Below are 19,235 nucleotides of genomic sequence, written 5' to 3' on the forward strand. Positions count from 1 at the left end.
AAGACGTTATCTCCCTCCCACCGCAACAAGGAGATGCGTGATGAAAACCCGCAAGCTAGGAACTGAACTCGAAGTCTTCCCCGTCGGCCTCGGCTGCATGGGCATGAGCTTCGGCTATGGCGGCCAGCCGGAGACGGAAGCCATCGCCACGCTGCGCCGCGCCGTCGAGATCGGCGTGACCTTCTTCGACACCGCCGAGGTCTATGGTCCGTTCGAGAACGAGATCCTGCTCGGCAAGGCGCTGAAGCCGGTGCGCGATCATGTGACGATTGCCACCAAATTCGGCTTCAAGATTTCCGAGCACGGCTCGGGCATGGACCGCATGATCGGCGTCGACAGTCGCCCCGAGCACCTCAAGGCAGTGGCCGAAGCCTCACTCAAGCGGCTCAATACCGACGTGCTCGACCTCTACTATCAGCACCGCGTCGACCCCCACGTGCCGATCGAGGACACGGTCGGCGCCATGGCCGAGCTGGTGCGCGAGGGCAAGGTTCGTGCGCTTGGCCTGTCGGAGGTGAGCGGCGCGACGCTGCGCCGGGCGCATGCCGTGCATCCGATCGCTGCGGTGCAAAGCGAATATTCGCTGTGGAGCCGCGATCCCGAGGACGAGATATTTGCCGTCTGCCGCGAGCTCGGTATCGGTTTTGTCCCCTACAGCCCGCTCGGCCGCGGCCTGCTCACCGGCACGCTCGACAAACCGGACGCGCTCGGCGCCGCTGACTGGCGCCGCACCCTGCCGCGCTTCCAGGCCGAGGCGATGGCAGCCAACAACGCGGTCATCGCCGTGCTGGAAAAGCTGGCGGCTGAAAAGGGCGTCACACCGGCGCAGCTGGCGCTCGCCTGGGTGCTGCACCAGGGCGATTTCATCGTGCCGATCCCCGGCGCAAGGAAGATACGCCATCTGGAGCAAAACACGGCGGCGGCCGGCATCGAGCTGAGCGCGGCGGAAGTAGCGGCGATCGGCGATGCGCTGTCGCCCGACAAGGTGGTCGGCAAGCGCTACACGGAGGAACTGCTGGCGCTGGTGAATGGGTGAGTGCGAGGCGTGTTGAGATAATGGAGGGGCGCTTCGGCGCCCCTTCTATTTGGGGCGCTGGCGCGAGGCGCCCCCCTCTGTCCTGCCGGACATCTCCCCCACTTGGGGGGAGATTGGCTGTCACCGCCGCTTTCGTCAATTACCGAGGTTGAAGGAAGAGGCACAGCGCCGAAGCTTCTGATCTCCCCCCTCGTGGGGGAGATGGCCGGCAGGCCAGAGGGGGGCGCTGTCCCGCCGACAGAGGGCTCTTTGTCCAATTGAGCGCGTCGGGGGACTGCCCCTACCACGGCACCACACTGATCTCCGGCCAGTACTCCCGCGCCCTTTTCCCCTTGGCTTCATGCGTCCGCTGATTGTCCAGCACCCTGTTCGGCGTAATCCGAAACGAAAAAATGTCGTCCAACCCGAACGGCGCCACCAGCTCCAGCGCTTCGTCCCGTCCGAACCGCACCCCGACCGCATGCGTCTTCGAGGCAAAATAGCTCACCGACTCGCTCGCGCTCGCATAGCGCGGGCACTCCTGCCCGAATTTTTGCGGATACCACAGATGCACCCGCGCCTGGTTGCGCACCTCGACCGGCAGCGACAGTCCCGCGAAATGCTTCGCCGCCCGGCGGATCACCGCATCCTCTGCCTCGTAGGACAAATCGGCGTCGTCGAAATAGAACAGGTCGACATCCTTGATGCCGTATCCAGGCGGCTTGCCGGTCAGATGGTTCCAGACGCTGTTGTAGAGCGCGCCGGAAACCACCAGCCAATCCGGCAGCGCAAGCTCACGAACCCGCGGCAGCGTGTCGCTGAGCACTGGATCGGCCGCGACGATGGCGAGGAAGGCCGCGCGCTGTTCTTCGAAGGAAAGGCCGGAATAGCGGAGATGGTCCATCGCCCTTTGGAGGGCGATTCGCCATCGCTCCGCAATTCTGAATTCTTTAGGTCCGCAGCACGCCGCCCGTCTGCTTGTTGACGTTCTCGACGATGCGCTTTGCCAGCGCCTCGAAATCCTCGTCGGTCAGCGTCTTTTCGACCGGCTGGATCGACACTTCGATGGCGATCGACTTCTTGGCCGCCCCCAGCGAGGCGCCTTCGAACACGTCGAACACCGAAACGCCGGTGACCAGCTTCTTGTCGGCGGCTAAAGCCGCACGCACCAGCGTGCCGGCCTCGACCGTCCGGTCGACGACGAAGGCGAAATCGCGCTTCACAGCCTGGAAGGGCGAGAGTTCCAGCTTCGGCTTGGTGCGCGTCGGCTTGGCCTTCGGCTCCGGCACGGCGTCGACGAAAACCTCGAAGCCGCAGAGCGGACCGGACACGTCCAGCCCGTCCAGCGTTTTCGGATGGAACTCGCCGAAGGTGCCGAGCACGGTCTTGGGGCCGAGCTTGATCGTACCCGAGCGCCCGGGATGATACCAGGCGGGACCGCCCGGCTCGATCTGCAGCCGGTCGACCGGCGCGCCGCAGGCCTCGAGCGCGGCGATCGCGTCCGCCTTGGCATCGAACACCCCGACCGGCCCGGCATTGCCGGCCCAGCTGCGCCCCGAACCGTCGAGCTTGGCGGTGCCGCGCCGCACGCCGGCGGCGACGCGCCGCTGCTGTTCGGGCGCATCGCCTTCATAGGTGCCGGAGACCTCGAACAGCGCCACGTCGCCGATGCCGCGATCGGCATTGCGCTGCGCGGCCGCGATCAGCCCCGGCAGCAGCGAGGGCCGCATGTCGGACATGTCGGCGGCGATCGGGTTGGCGAGCTTGAGCCCCGTCTGGCCGCCGCCGAACAGCTCGGCATGTTTTGCCGGAATGAACGACCAGGTGACGGCCTCCATCATGCCGCGCACGGCCAGCGCGCGCTTGGCCGAACGGGTGCGCACCTGCAGCGTGGTCAGGATCCTGCCGTTGACCGCGTCATGCGAGGTCAGCGGCTGGGCCAAGATGTTGTCGACGCCATGGATGCGCATCACCTCTTCGACCAGGTCGGCCTTGCCGTCGACATCCGGCCGCCAGGACGGCACCTCCACTTTGACGACGTCGCTCAGTCCTTTCGGCTCGAAGCCGAGCCGGGTAAGGATGCCGAGAGCTTCCTCTCTCGGCACCTCGATGCCGGTCAGCCGTTTCACTTCCGACAGCGGGAACGAGACGATCTTCGGCTTGTGGCCGGCATAGCCGGCCACCTCGATTTCAGAAGGCGTGCCGCCGCAGAAATCGAGCACCAGCTTGATCGCCAGCTCGACGCCCGGCACCATGAATTCCGGGTCGACGCCGCGCTCGAAGCGGTAGCGCGCATCGCTGATGATGCCGAGCGCGCGGCCGGTGCGGGCCGTGGTGATCGGATCCCAGAGCGCCGATTCGATCAGCACGTCGGTGGTGTTCTCGTTGCAGCCCGAATGCTCGCCGCCCATGATGCCGGCGATCGATTCCACGCCATTGTCGTCGGCGATCACGCACATTTCCGGCGTCAGCGTGTATTCGCGCCCGTCGAGCGCCAGCACCTTCTCGCCATCCTTGGCGCGGCGCACCACGAGGTTGCCGGCGACCTTCTTTGCGTCGAAGACGTGCAGCGGCCGGCCACGGTCGAAGGTGACGTAGTTGGTGATGTCGACCAGAGCGCTGATCGGGCGAAGCCCGATGGCGATCAGCCGCTGCTGCAGCCATTTCGGCGACGGGCCGTTCTTGACGCCCTTCACCAGCGTCAGCGCGAAGCCGGGGCAGAGCTCCGGTGCCGCGATCGTGACCTTGACCGGGCACAGGCCATCGCCGGCATGCGGCATGATTCCGCCGCCGGTGAGCCGGCCAAGCCCGCTCGCCGCGAGGTCGCGCGCGATGCCGTAGACGCTGGTCGCGTCCGGCCGGTTCGGCGTCAGGTTGATCTCGATCACCGGATCGTCGAGATGCGCGTAGGCGGCAAAGCTGGTGCCGACCGGCGCATCCTGCGGCAGATCGATGATGCCGTTATGCTCGTCGGAGATTTCCAGCTCGCGCTCCGAGCACATCATGCCGTGGCTTTCGACGCCGCGGATCTTGCCGACCGAGAGCGTCACGTCGATGCCGGGAACATAGGTGCCGGGCGCCGCGAAGGCGCCGATCAGGCCTGCGCGGGCGTTGGGCGCGCCGCACACGACCTGCACCGGCGGCTTGCCGTCGCCGGTGTCGACGGTCAGCACACGCAACCGGTCGGCGTCGGGATGCTGCACCGCAGTCAGCACCTTGGCGATGACGAAGGGCTTCAGGCCGGCCTTGTCGTCGACATGCTCGACTTCGAGGCCGATCGCGGTCAGCCGCTCGACGATTTCGGCCAGAGAGGCGTCGGTCTCGAGATGGTCCTTGAGCCAGGAGAGGGTGAATTTCATGGTTCTGTTCCGTTTGGTCCTTGCCCGTCCGACCCTTGTTGGTTGGGGCGGGGCACGCTGGTCTTCAGATGTCTGGGCAGATCGTCCGGCATGTGCAGGAAGGGCAGCTGCTCACGCACATAGGCATGCAGCGTCGGCTTGAAATAAGCCGGCATGTCCATGGCGCCGAGCATGAAATAGATCTGGTTGTCGAGCCGCTGGTCGATATAGGCGATCGGGGAGCCGCAAATGCCGCAGAAGGTGCGCTCCACCGGACCGTTGCGGTAGCTTTTCAGCGATTTGCCGTTGAGCGCTACCTGGTCGGCCATGAAGCCGACAAAAGCCGACACCGGCGCGCCAGTGGCGCGCCGGCAATCGCCGCAATGGCAATAGCTGATGTGGTGCGGTTCGGCCGAAGCCTCGAACCGCACGGCGCCGCAGCGGCAACCCCCGGTATGGGGTGCGGTCATGTCGACAATCCCCCGAACAGCGTCGGCAGGTCGAGCGGCCTGAAGCCGTAATGCGCCAGCCAGCGCACGTCGGCGTCGAAGAAGGCGCGCAGGTCCGGCATGCCGTATTTCAGCATCGCGATGCGGTCGATGCCCATGCCCCAGGCGAAGCCTTGATACTCGTCGGGATCGAGCCCGCCGGCGCGCAGCACGTTGGGGTGAACCATGCCGCAGCCCAGGATCTCCATCCAGTCGGAGCCTTCGCCGAAGCGCACTTCGCCCGGACGCGAACGGTCGCACTGGATGTCGACCTCGAGGCTGGGCTCGGTGAACGGGAAGAAGGACGGGCGGAAGCGCATCTTGACCGACGGCACCTCGAAGAAGGCCTTGCAGAACTCCTCCAGCACCCACTTCATGTTGGCGACGTTGGCCGACTTGTCGACCACCAGCCCCTCGACCTGGTGGAACATCGGCGAGTGGGTGGCGTCGGAATCCTGCCGGTAGGTCTTGCCGGGGATGACGATGCGGATCGGCGGCTTCTGCCGCTCCATGGTGCGGATCTGCACGGGCGAGGTGTGCGTGCGCAACAGCTTGCGCTCGCCCTTCTCGTCCGGCTGGAAGAAGAAGGTGTCGTGCATTTCGCGCGCCGGATGCCCCTCGGGGAAATTCAGCGCGGTGAAATTGTAATAATCGGTCTCGATATCCGGACCTTCGGCAATCGCGAAGCCGAGGTCGCCGAAGATCGCCGCGATCTCGTCGATCACCTGGCTGATCGGATGGATGCGGCCGCGCTCGGCTGGCGACTGGCGAACCGGCAGCGTGACATCGACCTTCTCGGCAGCGAGCCGGGCGGCGATCGCCACATCCTTGAGCTCCGCCTTGCGCGCGGCGAGCGCCTCGGTGACGCGGTTCTTCAGGCCGTTGATCGCCGGGCCCTTCACCTGGCGCTCCTCGGCGCTCATCGCGCCGAGCGTCTTCAGCATTTCGGAAACCGAGCCCTTCTTGCCCAGCGCCGAGACGCGCACCGCCTCAATCGCCGGCTCGTCGGCCGCGGCCGCGATTTCGGCTAGAAGGGAATTTTCAAGTGTATCCAAGCCGGTAGTTGCGTCGTTCACGGTCAAACTCGCTTCGTTGGAAATCACGCTAAAGGTGAAAATCACTTTAAACGTGACAGGTCAGGCGCAAAAAAGAACCCGCGCCAGCCGTGCCAGCGCGGGTTCCCCAAATCAGTACTAAAAATGCTTGGGAAGCGCTGGCTTAGGCGACAGCGCTCTCAAAAGCATTCGGCGTGGTGTTCTTCAGATATTCGAGCGCAACCTTGGCCTTCGCGACCAGCGCGGCGAAAGCCTGCGGCTCGTGGATGGCCATGTCCGAAAGAACCTTGCGGTCGATCTCGATGCCGGCCTTGTTGAGGCCGTCGATGAAGCGGCCATAGGTCAGGCCGTGCTCGTGCGTCGCGGCGTTGATGCGCTGGATCCACAGCGCGCGGAACGAGCGCTTGCGGTTCTTGCGGTCGCGGTAGGCGTACTGCAGCGACTTTTCCACCGCCTGCTTGGCGATGCGGATGGTGTTCTTGCGGCGGCCGTAGAAACCCTTGGCGGCTTTCAGGACCTTCTTGTGCTTGGCGTGGGCGGTGACGCCTCTCTTTACGCGTGCCATGTCATGATCTCCTTAAAAAGCAATTCCAGGAAAAGTGTCTAGCGGTTTTCCGTTCGGAATTGCGTCAAACAAATGCGTCCAGGCCGAATGCTCAGAGGCCGTTCGGCAGAAAATTCTTGATGACCTTCTTGCCGTCCGGTTCAGCCAGAACCATCGTGCCGCGGGCATCGCGAATGAACTTGTTGGAACGCTTGATCATGCCGTGGCGCTTGCCGGCGGCAGCCGACAGCACCTTGCCGGTGGCAGTAATCTTGAACCGCTTCTTGGCGGCCGATTTGGTCTTCATCTTGGGCATTTTGCTACTCCATATTGGTGGCGCACCATCGCGCTTCTTTTTTCGCTTCGGGCCGACCAAAGCCCGAAAAGCAAATGAAACCGCCACGGCATGCCCTGCCGGGCGGTTTTCTTGGAACGGCGGTCCTATAGATCAAAGACGGCGCGGGCGCAACACCTCAAGCCATGCGACGCGCTGTCCTCGCCGTGCGCCGGCGGGAACGGTTGAGATTCAGGTCAGGCCGAGTCGAAAATGGTGGGTTCCGAGAACCGGAGCGGAGCGTACTTTTCGTACGTGAGCACCGGAAGCGCAGGAAGCCGTCATTTGCAGGCCGGCCTCACCTGAAGATCACCGTTCCTAAGGCAGCGTGAACCACACCGGCAGCATCCCCGACTGCTGCATGCCGTCGATCAGTTCGAAGGCCGGCAGCGCGACAAGGAACACCAGCCCGTCGAGCAGCGTGTTCAAGAGCAGGCGGGGCTTGAAGCTGCCGGTATCGCCTTCCTGGTAGAGCGAAAGGTTCGGGAAGAAGCGCGGCACCCTGGCGAGATAGGCCTGGTAGGGCGCGCCGAGCACTTCCTTGAGATACCGCTCCTCGCGCAGGATGACGATGTGGAAGGCGCCGGCGCAGAGCAGCGAAAACAGGACGATGCCGCTGAACGAGCCGATCTGCGCGCCGACGCCGGCGGCAGCGACCGTCGAAAACAGATAGAGCGGGTTGCGGGTGATCGAATAAGGCCCGCCGGTGACCACTTCGGCCGATTTGCGCCCGCCGATATAGAGCGTCGACCACAAGCGCCCGACGATGCCGAGGAAGATCAGAAGCACGCCGAACATCTCGATCGACTCGTGCATCGAGGTCTCGGGCGGAAAGCTCGATTGGCCGAACAGCAATGCGCAGAACAGCACCACGATCAGCACCGCCAGCACGATCCGGCGCATGTGCTGATAGCCGCCCAACCCTTCATTCTGGTTGTCGGCCGGGACCTTCACTTCATCGACCATGACCCATCCGATCGCATTTTGCTCGCGATCGAGAAACCCGATCGTCGATTTGTTCGCGATCGCGAAGCGATCGTCGAGGTAGCCGGCGATCGGATGGAAAACAGGCGCCCCGCCGATCGCCGGGACGCCGTGCCCGGCAATTCGGGCGGATTTTAGAGCGGGATACGAACAGCCCGGCAACTCTCGAAACCGTGATAGACGCGACGCTTTGACGGTCGCGCCTTTCCCGGTCAGCGCGGCGCCAGCACCATCATCATCTGGCGGCCTTCGAGCTTCGGCTCCGCCTCGACCTTGGCGATCGTCGCAACTTCCTCGCGCACCTTGTTCAGAAGCTGCATGCCAAGTTCCATATGCGCCATCTCGCGGCCGCGGAAGCGCAGCGTCAGCTTGACCTTGTCGCCTTCCTCGAAGAAGCGCCGCACGGCCTTCATCTTGGTCTCGTAGTCATGGCTGTCGATGTTCGGGCGCATCTTGATCTCCTTGATCTCGATGACCTTCTGGTTCTTGCGCGCTTCGGCCGCCTTCTTCTGGTTGGCGTATTTCAGCTTGCCGAGATCGAGGATCTTGACGACCGGCGGTACCGCGTTGGGCGATATCTCGACCAGATCGAGCCCGGCCTCTTCGGCCAGCAGCAATGCGTCGTTGATGGAAACATCGCCTCGGTTCTGGCCGTCGGCATCGATAAGCTGGACCCGGGGCACCCGGATGTCTCGGTTGGAGCGCGGCCCGTCCTTGGTGGGTGCCGCTGCTTTGAAAGGTCTGCGAATGGTCGTGGTCTCCTCGGCCGTTTCGTTCTGGGTTCTTTAGACAAAAAATAGGTGGACGCGCCTATGTGGTGAGCGCGGGGCGTGAGTCAATAGCATAGCCCCGCCGGAAAATCACCTGCCGCCTGGCAATTGTCTGCACCAAGCAAAGAAACGCCGCGAGCACTTTTCGTTGAACCACCGCCTGTGCCAAAAGACCGGCCGAGAGGACAAGCTCATGGCCGCCAGCGCTCCGGTTTTCATCGATGTGGACGGATCGGACATCGCCGTCAGGCAGGCGCCTGGCGCGGCGCCCGGCGTGGTCTGGCTGGGCGGCTACAAGTCCGACATGCTGGGCACGAAGGCGGACACGCTTGCCGCCTGGGCCACGAGCGAAGGCCGTGCCTATCTGCGCCACGACTATTCCGGCCATGGCGAATCGGGCGGCGCGTTCGCCGACGGCACGATCTCCAGATGGCTGGCCGAGAGCCTTGCCGTCTTTCGCCGGTTCAGCCAGGGCAAGCAGATCTTGGTCGGCTCCTCGATGGGGGCGTGGATCGCGCTGCGCATGGCGCAGGAGCTGCGCAAGGCGGGCGACACGAGGGTTGCCGGCCTCGTTCTGCTCGCCCCGGCGCCTGATTTCACCATCGAGCTGATCGAGCCGGTGTTGACCGACGCGCAGCGCCGCGATCTCGAGGAAAAAGGCTTCTTCGCCGAGCCGTCCGACTATTCGGACGAGCCTTATATCTACACGCGCGCGCTGATCGAGGATGGGCGCGCCAACCGGGTGATGACGGGGCCGATCGACACCCATTGCCCGGTGCACATCCTGCAGGGCCTGGCCGATCCGGACGTGCCTTCGGGCCATGCGCTGAAGCTGGCCGCGATGCTGCCCGCCGACGACGTGACGCTGTCGCTGATCCCGGACGGCGACCATCGCCTGTCCCGCCCCGAGGATCTCGATATGCTCAAGCGAGCCGTAGGCGACATGGTCAAGCGGGCCGCGGAATAATGCGCATTTCCATCCCGATATCCGCCTTCGTCGCGGCGATCGTCGGCTTCGGCGGCACGCTGGCCCTCGTCATCGCCGCCGCCAAGGCGGTCGGCGCCACCCAGATCGAGACCGCAAGCGGCGTGACGGCGATCTGCCTGGCCATGGTCGTGGAATGTCTGTGGCTATCCTGGCGCACCAAGATGCCGGTCATCACCGCCTGGTCGACGCCCGGCCTGGCGCTGATCGCGGCCTCCAGCGGTTTTACCATTCCGCAGGCCGTCGGCGCCTTCATCGTCACCGGCATCCTTTTGGTCGCCACCGGCCTGTTCGGACCGCTGACCCGGTTGATCGCGAAGATCCCGGCCTCGGTCGCGTCCGGCATGCTGGCCGGCATCCTGGTCAGCTTCGCCGTCAATGCGGTGAAGGCCATTCCAGCCGACCCTTGGCTGATCCTGCCCTTGATCGCCGCCTTCTTCGTCATCCGCCTGTTCAACCCGGCCTTATCGGTGCTGGTGGTGCTGATCGGCGGCGGCCTCGCCGCTTTCCTTACTGGCCGCGTCGGCAGCCTGCCGGCGCCGGAACTGTCGACATTGACGTTCATTGCGCCGCAATTCACCGCCTCGGCGATCATCGGCCTTGCCCTGCCGCTCTATCTGGTCACCATGGCATCCCAGAACCTTTCCGGTCTCGCCGTGCTGCGCGCCGCGGGCTATCATCCGGAGCCCGGTCCGCTGATCGGCGTCACCGGTCTGTTTTCGCTGCTCTCGGCGCCGTTCGGCGCCGCGACCACCAATCTTGCGGCGATCTCGGCCGCCATCTGCACCGGTCCCGATGTCCATCCCGACCCGGCCGAGCGCTGGAAGACCGGGCCGTTCTACGCGCTCGCCTATCTCATCTTCGCGATCTTCGGCGCCTCGCTCGTGGCGATCTTCGCCGTTCTGCCGCAAAGCCTGATCGTGCTGGTCGCGGGGCTCGCCTTGACGGCGCCCTTGGCCAACGCGCTGTCGATCGCGCTGAAGGACGAGGCCGAACGCATGCCGGCCACCGTCACCTTCGCCGTGACGGCTTCGGGGCTCACGCTCTTCGGCGTCGGCGCCGCATTTTGGGGGCTGGTCGCCGGAATGGCAGTGCTTTTCCTCGAGAAGCTCAAAAAGCGATAATCATTTCAGGTGCTTCGCCGGTTTTGGCCGGGTTTGCCTTGAATAGCCGATTTCGCCTTCCCATTTCGATTCCACGCAGCCGGTTTGGCTGTCTCCAATGGAAGGATTGGGAGAAAATGAACACAAGTGCATTGATCCGTCCGGCCTGGACGCCGGCCACCATCGCGCTGATGGTCATCGGCTTCATGGTGTTCTGGCCGCTCGGCTTCGCCATGCTCGCCTACATCATCTGGGGCGATCGGTTGGAAGGCTTCAAGCGCGACGTCAACCGCGCCACGGACGGCATCTTCGCCGGCTGCCGCCGCGGTTCCGACAAGGCGGCCCGCTGGGGCCACGGCTCGGCCCGCACCGGCAACGTCGCCTTCGACGACTGGCGCGAGAAGGAACTCGAGCGCCTCGCCGAGGAGCGCCGCAAGCTCGACGAGATGCTGACCGAGTTCGATGACTACGTCCGCGAACTCCGCCGCGCCAAGGACCAGGACGAGTTCGACCGCTTCATGGCGAACCGCAACAAGTCGACCGCGCCGACCCCCACCGGCTCGACCGACAAGACCGCTCCCAAGCGCGGCAAGGGCACGACCCTGCTCGACGACTAAGATCCGGCGACAGGTTCTTAGGCTGATAAAACGGCGTCGCGCGAGCGGCGCCGTTTCTTTTTTGTTCTCCATGTGCCTTCCCTCCACTGGCCGTTTTTTTCGAATCGCGTATCGTCCAGCCATGACCCTCGGCTTCTTTCGCAATCTGACCAAGCCAAAGCCCACGCCTGTCGTGGAGCGCGAACATTGCGTCGCCGGCCGCACGCTGCCGCTGAAAATCGTCGAAAGCGCCAGGGCCCGGCGGCTCACGCTGCGCATCGATTCCGGCGGCCAGGGCCTGCGCGTCACCGTGCCGCCGGGCCTGCGCCGGGGCGAGGTGGAGAAATTCCTCGACCGCCACCAGGACTGGCTGGAACAGCGGCTGGCCAAGGTGCCGACGAGGCCGCAGGTGCGCCCGGGCATCAGAATCCCGATCCGCGGCGTGCCGCACCGTATCGTGCATGAGTCTTCGAGGCGCGGCACCGTCACCGTCGCGCGCGACGAGCGCGGCCCGCTCCTGATCGTCCATGGCGAGCGCATCCACCTGCCGCGCCGCATCGCCGATTACCTCAAGCGCGAGGCCAAGAAGGAGATCGAGAAGCTGGTGGTGAAGCACACCGAGGCGATCGGCAAGCGCGCCAAGGCGATAAGGTATAAGGATACCTCCAGTCGCTGGGGGTCATGCACCTCGGAGGGCAATCTCTCCTTCTCGTGGCGCATCATGATGGCGCCGCCGGCGGTGATAAACTACCTGGTGGCGCATGAGGTGGCGCATCTGAAAGAGATGAACCACGGCCCGAAATTCTGGAAACTGTGCGAGAAGCTCTGCCCCGACACCGACCGCTGCAAGGACTGGCTTAAGCGGAATGGTGGGGCGTTGCAGGCGATTGTTTTTGAGTAGCTACTCTGATGTTGCGCGCGGATGCGCGCGCAACATCTAGACGCCGAGTTCCTTCGCGCCCCCCTCTGCCCTGCCGGGCATCTCCCCCACAAGGAGGGAGATCAGCAGCTCGGGCGCCTCGCTCTTTCTGTAATGTTGGTGATTGGCGAAAGCCGGCGTGAAATCCAATCTCCCCCCTCGTGGGGGAGATGTCCGGCAGGACAGAGGGGGGCGCTGTCCCGCCGACGCTTGCCGGGTTCACGGCATAAGCAGTTTCAATCGTCATTCGCCGCATTCAGCTCCTCCGGTCGCAGCCCTTCCTCGGAATGCGGCCAGGGCAGGAAATTCCGATCGAACGCGTCGCCGCTGAAATACTCCAGCGCCCGGTGCGCCTCGGCGCCATTGTAGGCGGCCTTGTCCATCAGATGCGCGATCACCTCGCGCGCCTGCGCGATCTTCTGCTTGAGTTCGGCGACGGTCCGGTCGGCCATGCTTATCGTTCTCCCGCCTGTGGTTCCTATATCAACGTAGTGTTTTCCGCAGAACCGGCAACAGCATGCTTTTTCTCGACTCTTTGGCCGTTTCGTGCCAATCCCGCGCCATGACGCTCGACATCAAGATCTGCGGATTGAAGACCGACGCCGCGATGACCGCCGCGCTTGCCGGCGGCGCCAGCCATGTCGGCTTTATTTTCTTCGCCAAGAGCCCGCGCTATGTCGAGCCCGCCGAGGCCGGGCGCCTGCGCGAAGCGGCGCGCGGCAAGGCCAAGGCGGTCGCCGTCACCGTCGATGCCGACGATGCCTTCCTCGACGAGATCGTCGCCAAGATGCAGCCGGACATGCTGCAACTGCATGGTTCGGAGACATCCGAGCACGTGGCGGAACTGAAGGCCCGCTATGGCCTCCCGGTCATGAAGGCGCTGTCGGTCAGCGAGGCGGCGGATCTGGAGCGGGTAAAACCCTTTGTCGGCGTCGCCGACTGTTTCCTTTTCGACGCCAAGCCGCCGAAGGGGTCGCAATTGCCCGGCGGCAACGGCGTCGCCTTCGACTGGCGCATCCTTGCCGGCCTTGACGCCGGGCTCGATTACATGCTTTCCGGTGGGCTCAACGCCGCCAATATCGGCGATGCCCTGAGACAGGCCAACCCGCCCGGAATAGACGTTTCGTCCGGCGTGGAAAGCGGTCCCGGCGTCAAGGATCCGGCGCTGATCGAGCAGTTTTTCCGGGCCGTCAGGGCCGCGCGCGACGACCGCGCCGCCTGAGCGCAACCAAAATCAGGAGATCGGCGATGAACAAGCCGGCAATGCCCAATTCCTTCCGCACCGGCCCCGACGAGCAGGGCATGTTCGGCATTTTCGGCGGTCGTTTCGTCGCCGAAACGCTGATGCCGCTGATCCTCGATCTGGAAAGGAACTGGAACGAGGTCAAGAACGATCCAGAGTTCAAGGCCGAATTGCAGAACCTGTCGACCCATTATGCCGGGCGGCCATCAAAGCTCTATTTCGCCGAAGGGCTGACGAAGCATCTCGGCGGCGCCAAGGTCTATTTCAAGCGCGAGGACCTCAACCACACCGGCTCGCACAAGATCAACAACTGCCTCGGCCAGATCCTGCTCGCCAAGCGCATGGGCAAGAAACGCATCATCGCCGAGACGGGTGCGGGCCAGCATGGCGTGGCTTCGGCAACCGTCGCTGCGCGCTTCGGCTATCCGTGCGTCGTCTACATGGGCGCCACCGACGTCGCCCGCCAGAGCCCCAATGTCTTCCGCATGAAGCTGCTTGGCGCCGAGGTGCGGCCGGTCACCGCCGGCCACGGCACGCTGAAGGATGCCATGAACGAGGCGCTGCGCGACTGGGTCACCAATGTCGAGGACACCTATTATCTGATCGGCACCGCCGCCGGCCCGCATCCCTATCCGGAGCTGGTGCGCGACTTCCAGTCGGTGATCGGCACGGAAGCCCGCGCCCAGATGCTGGAGCAGGAAGGCCGGCTGCCTGATGTCATCATCGCTGCCGTCGGCGGCGGCTCCAACGCCATCGGCCTGTTCCATCCCTTCCTCGACGACAAGGATGTGCGCATCATCGGCATCGAAGCCGGCGGCCGCGGTCTCGACGGCATCGAGCACTGCGCCTCGATGAATGCCGGCAAGCCAGGGGTGCTGCATGGCAACCGCACCTATCTGTTGCAGAATTCGGACGGCCAGATCCTCGACGGCCACTCGATCTCGGCCGGCCTCGACTATCCGGGCGTCGGCCCCGAGCATTCCTGGCTGCGCGATTCCGGCCGCGTCCAGTATGAGCCGATCCTCGACGACGAGGCGCTGGAAGCCTTCCAGCTCACCACCCGGGTCGAAGGCATCATCCCGGCGCTGGAGTCGGCGCATGCCATCGCCCATGCGATGAAGATCGTGCCCAAGATGGACAAGGACCAGATCGTCATCGTCAACCTGTCCGGCCGCGGCGACAAGGACGTGCACACGGTGGCGAACATGCTGGGCATGGAGATCTGACAATGACCACCCGCATTGACCGCCGTATGGCCAAGCTCAAAGCCGAAGGCCGCCCGGCTTTGGTCACCTATTTCATGGGCGGCGACCCGGACTACGATACCGCCTTGGCCATCATGAAGGCGCTGCCGGGCGCCGGCAGCGACGTCATCGAGCTCGGCATGCCCTTCTCCGATCCGATGGCCGATGGCCCGGCGATCCAGGCGGCGGGTCTTCGAGCGCTGAAGGGCGGCCAGACGCTGGCCAAGACGCTGAAGCTGGCGTCCGAGTTCCGTGCCGGCGACGACGAGACGCCGATCGTGCTGATGGGCTACTACAATCCGATCTATATCTATGGCGTCGACCGCTTCCTCGCGGATGCCAAGGCGAGCGGCATCGACGGCCTGATCGTCGTCGACCTGCCGCCGGAGATGGATGAGGAGCTTTGCATTCCGGCGCTGAAAGCCGGCGTCAACTTCATCCGCCTGGCGACCCCGACCACCGACGACAAGCGCCTGCCCAAGGTTTTGGAAAACACTTCCGGCTTCGTCTATTACGTCTCGATGACGGGCATCACGGGCTCGGCCTTGGCCGACACCGCCAAGGTCTCGGCGGCTGTCACCCGCATCAAGGGCCATACGGCGCTGCCGGTCTGCGTCGGCTTCGGCGTCAAGACCGCCGAGCAGGCGCGTGTCATAGGCGCCTCGGCCGATGGCGTCGTCGTCGGTACGGCGATCGTCAACGCGATAGCCAATGTGCTTGGACCGAAGGGCGAGAAGACCGCCGATCCGGCCGAAGCCGTCGCCACTTTGGTCAGCGGCCTTGCCCAGGGCGTCCGCTCGGCCCGCCTTGCCGCCGCCGAATAGCCTGACTATTTGTTCTTGAGCAATTCCGGCCGGAAAACCGCCACAGACTTTTCCTGGAATAGCTTGAAGTTCTTTCCAGGACAGGAGCCGAAGCCATGAACTGGATCACCAATTACGTCCGCCCGAAGATCAATTCGATGCTCGGCCGGCGCACCGACATGCCGGAAAACCTCTGGATCAAGGATCCCGAGACCGGCGAGATGATCTTCCACAAGGATCTCGAATCCAACCAGTTCGTCATCCCGGCTTCCGGCCACCACATGAAGATCTCGGCCAAGGAGCGGCTGAAATACTTCTTCGACGACGGCAAATACGAGGTGCTGGAAAACCCCAAGGTCGTCCTCGATCCGCTGAAGTTCCGCGACGAGAAGCGCTACACCGATCGCCTGAAGGAGGCGAAGGCCAAGACCAGCCTCGAAGACGCGATCCTCAACGGCGCCGGCACCATCGACGGCCTGCCGGTCATCGTCACGGTGCAGGATTTCGCCTTCATGGGCGGCTCGCTTGGCATGGCCGCCGGCGAAGCCATCGTGCATGCCTTCGAGGTCGCGCTGCAGCGCAAACGGCCGCTGATCCTGTTCGCCGCCTCCGGCGGCGCCCGCATGCAGGAAGGCATCCTGTCGCTCATGCAATTGCCGCGCACAACGGTCGGCGTCGATCGGCTGAAGGAAGCCGGCCTGCCCTATATCGTCGTGCTGACCAACCCGACCACCGGCGGCGTCACCGCCTCCTACGCCATGCTGGGCGACGTCCAGATCGCCGAGCCCGGCGCACTGATCGGCTTTGCCGGCCCGCGCGTCATCGAGCAGACCATCCGCGAAAAGCTGCCCGATGGCTTCCAGCGCGCCGAGTATCTGATGGAGCATGGCATGGTCGACATGGTCGTTTCGCGCCTCGAGATGCGCCAGACCATTTCCCAGCTCTTGAAGATGCTGCTCAAGATGCCGGAGGCCGAGAAGCCGCTGGCGCCGGAGATCCTGCCGCCGGCGGTGGTCAATGCCGAGGCGCGGCCGCAAGCCTGACGCGATATCGGCCTGACGCGACATCGCTCGCCGCGAACCGCGATTTGCGCCGCCCGTTGCGTGCTGTAGCCTCTGATTTGCGCATGGCCGTTCTGAAACCGATTCCCGGTTTCGGGACCGTGCGCTAGGATTCCATCATGACAACGCTTTCCGCCGAACGCGAAATCGAACATCTGATGACGCTGCATCCGAAAGGCTTCGACCTTTCGCTGGACCGTGTCACGCGGCTTCTCGAGCGCCTCGGCAATCCGCAGGACCGGCTGCCGCCGGTCATCCACATCGCCGGCACCAACGGCAAGGGCTCCTGCGCCGCCTTCTCGCGCGCGCTGCTGGAGGCAGCCGGCCATCTCGTTCACGTCCACACCTCGCCGCATCTGGTGAACTGGCACGAACGCTATCGGCTGGCGGACGAAGGCGGCGGCAAGCTCGTCGATGACGATATCTTCGCCGAGGCCATCGCGCGTGTCGCCGAGGCCAATGGCGGCCAGAAGATCACCGTCTTCGAGATCCTCACCGCCGTCACCTTCATCCTGTTTTCGGAACATCCGGCGGAGGCGGCGATCATCGAGGTCGGCCTCGGCGGCCGCTTCGACGCCACCAATGTCATCGAGCGGCCGGCGGTTTCGGTGATCATGCCGATCTCGATGGACCACGAGGCCTATCTCGGCGACCGCGTCGAGCTGATCGCCGCCGAAAAGGCCGGCATCATGAAGCACGGCTGCCCGGTGGTGATCGGCGCCCAGGAAAGCGACACCGCGCTTCAGGTGCTGATCGAGACCGCCGAGCGGCTGGATTGCCCGACCGTGGTCTATGGCCAGGATTTCCTCGCTTTCGAGGAGAACGGCCGCATGGTCTATCAGGACGGGGACGGGCTGATGGACCTGCCCTCGCCGCGCCTGCCGGGGCGCCATCAATACGCCAACGCCGCGGCGGCGATCGCCGCCGTCAAGGCGGCCGGCTTCGAGATCGGCCACCGCGCCGCCGAGCGGGCGATGACCCAAGTCGCCTGGCCGGCACGCATGCAGAAGCTGACGCAGGGCAAGCTCGTCGACCTGGCGCCGAAGGGCACCGAGATCTGGCTGGACGGCGGCCACAATCCAGGCGCCGGCATCGTCATCGCCGAGGCGCTGGCCGAGCAGGAGGAAAAGAATCCGAGGCCGCTGGTTCTGATCTCCGGCATGATCAACACCAAGGACCAGACGGGCTATTTCAGCGCCTTCAAGGGGCTGGCCCGCCATGTCTATACCGTGCCGGTGAACAACAGCGACGCCGGCGTGCCGAATGATGAGCTGGCCCTGCGTGCCGCAGAGGCCGGGCTGTCAGCCGAGCCGGTCAGCTCCGTCGCCAGCGCGCTGATGCTGTTGCGCGACAGTTGGGACGGCCCGGCGCCGCGCATCCTGATCGGCGGCTCGCTCTATTTTGCCGGCGCCGTGCTGGCCGAGAACGGCACGCCGCCGACCTGAAGCGATCGGCATGGCGTATTGGATTTCGGCGGGGGTCGAAAGGAGCCGGCCATGATCAAGGTGAAGCAGCTTGCCCATGTCTGCATCTTCGCGCATGACTTGGAGGAGACGCGCCGCTTCTATCGTGACGTGCTCGGCATGGACACGCGGTTCAATTTCCTGCGTGACGGCAAGATCTTCGGCTTCTACCTCGATTGCAGTGGCCGCAGCCACGTCGAGGTGTTCGAGAAAAGTGAAGCCAGCTACAGCGAGGCAAACCAGATCAACCACTTCTGCCTTGAGGTGGAAGACATCGATGCGGCGATCGTTCACATCCGGTCGAAAGGCGTCGCGGTGACGCCAAAGAAGCTTGCCTGCGACGACACATTCCAGGCCTGGATCGCCGATCCCAACGGCGTGAAGATCGAGCTGTTCGAATACACCGCCAAGAGCGCGCAATTCGTCGGCGGCGACCGCATCGCCGACTGGTGATGGAGCTATGCGTCGCCGGCGTGAGCAATTGAACTTAGACGGCAAGATGCATCGCGGCGGGCAGCGCCAGCGAGAGCCCTGACAGGAAAAGCAGAACAAAGACGATCTTTCGCATCGTCCCTTGCGACAATGACGGTGGCCAGCGGCGCGCGGCATAGGTCATCAGCATTACGGCCGGTAAGGCGAGGACGAGCGCGACTGGCGACATGGTCGGGAGGTTGCCGCTTGCCATCACCAGGATAAGCCGGACCACCTGCGCGGCGCCGAAGGCGGTGACGAGCGTTTCACGGACACGTATGTGCGCCATTGGCTGGCGAAAGAGATGATAAACGAGCGGTGGGCCGCCGGTCGCAAACAGCCCACTCATCAGGCCCGAAACGACACCGAAGCCGACGAAACTCGCATCCGACGACCGTTTTGCCAAGCCGGCGGGCCTGATGGCCAGTTGCAGGCTGGACACCATGATGACCAGGCCTAGTCCGATCTTCAGCAGGTCGGCCCGCGTGTCCGCCAGCCATTCCAACAGGGCATACCCCAAGAGCAGCGAAGGCAGGCTTGCCACCAGGATAAGCCGCAGCTCCCCGCGCGCAATCTCGCGCCAGCCGCCTTGGATCAGCATCTGCGTGGCGTTGACCAGGGTCAGCATGCCGACCATTGCGGCTGCGTCGGGCAGCGGCAGCAAGCCGACAAGCGTAATCGCGCCCATCATCACCAGGCCGAAGGCGAAGCCTGTCAGGGTCTGGACATATGCGGCCACCGCCGCAAAACCGGCAAAGGCGAGGAGAGATGCTACAGTCACGACATCCCGCACGGGGCCGAAATGGAACCGTGCAAGCC

At 64.4% G+C, this 19,235-nt stretch carries 21 protein-coding genes; 11 read left to right on the forward strand and 10 right to left on the reverse strand.

What is annotated here, in order from left to right; translation table 11 throughout:
• Window positions 1-40: 40 nt before the first annotated feature.
• Window positions 41-1,036, forward strand: a complete 996-nt coding sequence (locus FJ418_RS09275) for an aldo/keto reductase (protein WP_140864988.1) — start codon at window positions 41-43, stop codon at window positions 1,034-1,036.
• Between the two features lie 280 nt (window positions 1,037-1,316).
• Here FJ418_RS09275 and FJ418_RS09285 read toward each other — a convergent pair whose 3' ends face one another.
• From FJ418_RS09285 to infC, 8 genes are all read right to left on the reverse strand, one after another.
• On the reverse strand, window positions 1,317-1,919 hold the full coding sequence (locus tag FJ418_RS09285; RefSeq protein WP_140864990.1) for a nucleotidyltransferase family protein: 603 nt from the start codon (window positions 1,917-1,919) through the stop codon (window positions 1,317-1,319).
• Between the two features lie 46 nt (window positions 1,920-1,965).
• A complete protein-coding gene (gene pheT, locus FJ418_RS09290) occupies window positions 1,966-4,374 on the reverse strand; it encodes a phenylalanine--tRNA ligase subunit beta (protein WP_140864992.1) in 2,409 nt (802 codons plus the stop codon).
• Complete coding sequence (locus tag FJ418_RS09295) at window positions 4,371-4,823, reverse strand: GFA family protein (protein ID WP_140864994.1); 453 nt, start codon at window positions 4,821-4,823, stop codon at window positions 4,371-4,373. Before FJ418_RS09295 ends, pheT begins: the two co-directional genes overlap by 4 nt.
• Window positions 4,820-5,917, reverse strand: coding sequence for a phenylalanine--tRNA ligase subunit alpha (pheS, locus tag FJ418_RS09300; RefSeq protein WP_140864996.1), 1,098 nt, complete (start codon window positions 5,915-5,917; stop codon window positions 4,820-4,822). The genes FJ418_RS09295 and pheS overlap by 4 nt, the downstream gene beginning before the upstream one ends.
• Window positions 5,918-6,059: 142 nt before the next feature.
• Window positions 6,060-6,461, reverse strand: coding sequence for a 50S ribosomal protein L20 (gene rplT / locus FJ418_RS09305; protein ID WP_042637600.1), 402 nt, complete (start codon window positions 6,459-6,461; stop codon window positions 6,060-6,062).
• 91 nt (window positions 6,462-6,552) lie between these two features.
• Window positions 6,553-6,756 carry a 50S ribosomal protein L35 gene (gene rpmI / locus FJ418_RS09310; RefSeq protein ID WP_027166935.1) on the reverse strand — a complete coding sequence of 68 codons (204 nt, stop codon included), beginning with the start codon at window positions 6,754-6,756 and terminating at the stop codon, window positions 6,553-6,555.
• A 336-nt stretch (window positions 6,757-7,092) separates the two neighbouring features.
• Entirely contained in the window at window positions 7,093-7,740 is a 648-nt protein-coding gene (locus FJ418_RS09315; protein WP_140641798.1) for an isoprenylcysteine carboxylmethyltransferase family protein, read from the reverse strand.
• Between the two features lie 230 nt (window positions 7,741-7,970).
• Complete coding sequence (gene infC, locus FJ418_RS09320; protein WP_095767981.1) at window positions 7,971-8,507, reverse strand: translation initiation factor IF-3; 537 nt, start codon at window positions 8,505-8,507, stop codon at window positions 7,971-7,973.
• Window positions 8,508-8,721: 214 nt separating this feature from the next.
• On the opposite strand from infC, the gene FJ418_RS09325 reads away from it, so the two are divergent.
• From FJ418_RS09325 to FJ418_RS09340, 4 genes are all read left to right on the forward strand, one after another.
• Window positions 8,722-9,495: an alpha/beta hydrolase gene (locus FJ418_RS09325; RefSeq protein WP_140864998.1), complete on the forward strand. Its 774-nt coding sequence runs from the start codon at window positions 8,722-8,724 to the stop codon at window positions 9,493-9,495.
• Window positions 9,495-10,637 (forward strand): benzoate/H(+) symporter BenE family transporter, encoded by a 1,143-nt coding sequence (locus tag FJ418_RS09330; protein WP_140658713.1) that lies wholly within the window; start codon window positions 9,495-9,497, stop codon window positions 10,635-10,637. Before FJ418_RS09325 ends, FJ418_RS09330 begins: the two co-directional genes overlap by 1 nt.
• Before the next feature lie 116 nt (window positions 10,638-10,753).
• Window positions 10,754-11,233, forward strand: coding sequence for a DUF2852 domain-containing protein (locus tag FJ418_RS09335; RefSeq protein ID WP_140658714.1), 480 nt, complete (start codon window positions 10,754-10,756; stop codon window positions 11,231-11,233).
• Window positions 11,234-11,354: 121 nt separating this feature from the next.
• The gene (locus FJ418_RS09340) at window positions 11,355-12,113 is read left to right on the forward strand and encodes a M48 family metallopeptidase (RefSeq protein ID WP_140641790.1); all 759 of its coding nucleotides are present in this window, start codon (window positions 11,355-11,357) and stop codon (window positions 12,111-12,113) included.
• A 254-nt stretch (window positions 12,114-12,367) separates the two neighbouring features.
• On the opposite strand, the gene FJ418_RS09345 is transcribed toward FJ418_RS09340, so the two are convergent.
• Complete coding sequence (locus FJ418_RS09345; protein ID WP_140641788.1) at window positions 12,368-12,583, reverse strand: hypothetical protein; 216 nt, start codon at window positions 12,581-12,583, stop codon at window positions 12,368-12,370.
• Between the two features lie 110 nt (window positions 12,584-12,693).
• On the opposite strand from FJ418_RS09345, the gene FJ418_RS09350 reads away from it, so the two are divergent.
• The 6 genes from FJ418_RS09350 (at window position 12,694) to FJ418_RS09375 (ending at window position 18,398) form a co-directional block, all read left to right on the forward strand.
• Complete coding sequence (locus FJ418_RS09350) at window positions 12,694-13,353, forward strand: phosphoribosylanthranilate isomerase (protein WP_140865139.1); 660 nt, start codon at window positions 12,694-12,696, stop codon at window positions 13,351-13,353.
• Between the two features lie 26 nt (window positions 13,354-13,379).
• Window positions 13,380-14,600, forward strand: coding sequence for a tryptophan synthase subunit beta (gene trpB, locus FJ418_RS09355; protein ID WP_140641786.1), 1,221 nt, complete (start codon window positions 13,380-13,382; stop codon window positions 14,598-14,600).
• A 2-nt stretch (window positions 14,601-14,602) separates the two neighbouring features.
• Window positions 14,603-15,442, forward strand: coding sequence for a tryptophan synthase subunit alpha (gene trpA / locus FJ418_RS09360; RefSeq protein ID WP_140641784.1), 840 nt, complete (start codon window positions 14,603-14,605; stop codon window positions 15,440-15,442).
• 95 nt (window positions 15,443-15,537) lie between these two features.
• Window positions 15,538-16,464, forward strand: a complete 927-nt coding sequence (accD, locus tag FJ418_RS09365; RefSeq protein ID WP_140864999.1) for an acetyl-CoA carboxylase, carboxyltransferase subunit beta — start codon at window positions 15,538-15,540, stop codon at window positions 16,462-16,464.
• 137 nt (window positions 16,465-16,601) lie between these two features.
• Window positions 16,602-17,927, forward strand: coding sequence for a folylpolyglutamate synthase/dihydrofolate synthase family protein (locus FJ418_RS09370; RefSeq protein ID WP_140865001.1), 1,326 nt, complete (start codon window positions 16,602-16,604; stop codon window positions 17,925-17,927).
• Window positions 17,928-17,978: 51 nt separating this feature from the next.
• On the forward strand, window positions 17,979-18,398 hold the full coding sequence (locus tag FJ418_RS09375) for a VOC family protein (RefSeq protein WP_140865003.1): 420 nt from the start codon (window positions 17,979-17,981) through the stop codon (window positions 18,396-18,398).
• Window positions 18,399-18,432: 34 nt separating this feature from the next.
• Here the strand turns inward: FJ418_RS09375 and FJ418_RS09380 are convergent, their stop codons facing one another.
• Window positions 18,433-19,197: a sulfite exporter TauE/SafE family protein gene (locus FJ418_RS09380; RefSeq protein ID WP_140865004.1), complete on the reverse strand. Its 765-nt coding sequence runs from the start codon at window positions 19,195-19,197 to the stop codon at window positions 18,433-18,435.
• Window positions 19,198-19,235: the final 38 nt, after the last annotated feature.

This window comes from Mesorhizobium sp. B2-8-3, from assembly GCF_006440815.1.
In the GTDB taxonomy this organism is placed as follows: domain Bacteria; phylum Pseudomonadota; class Alphaproteobacteria; order Rhizobiales; family Rhizobiaceae; genus Mesorhizobium.